This window comes from Shewanella sp. SR44-4, from assembly GCF_014163715.1.
Taxonomy (GTDB): Bacteria; Pseudomonadota; Gammaproteobacteria; order Enterobacterales; family Shewanellaceae; genus Shewanella.
Window position 1 is genome coordinate 1 of sequence record NZ_JACJDU010000162.1, and the last position, 338, is coordinate 338.

Annotated in this window: 1 tRNA gene and 1 rRNA gene; both read right to left on the reverse strand. The window is 50.3% G+C overall.

Annotated features, from left to right (window positions below):
- Window positions 1-53 precede the first annotated feature (53 nt).
- Window positions 54-130: transfer RNA gene (locus H5125_RS21900), tRNA-Asp, on the reverse strand.
- Between the two features lie 106 nt (window positions 131-236).
- Window positions 237-338: ribosomal RNA gene (rrf, locus tag H5125_RS21905) — 5S ribosomal RNA — on the reverse strand; the annotation flags it as partial.

Below are 338 nucleotides of genomic sequence, written 5' to 3' on the forward strand. Positions count from 1 at the left end.
GGTAAGCTTCAGATACAAAAAAGCCTCGTCGTTAGACGAGGCTTCTATGTAATTGGCGGAGCGGACGGGACTCGAACCCGCGACCCCCGGCGTGACAGGCCGGTATTCTAACCAACTGAACTACCGCTCCTTTAGCAAATTGCTTACGCACGATGCTAAATGCTTTTTAAGTCGCTAACGTGTCATGGTTAGGAGACTTGCTTCATAATGAAGCTACTCTTTCGAGTCAATTAGGCGCCTGGAAATGACCTACTCTCGCATGGGGAGACCCCAAACTACCATCGGCGATACTGTGTTTCACTTCTGAGTTCGGAATGGGATCAGGTGGTGCCACAGCT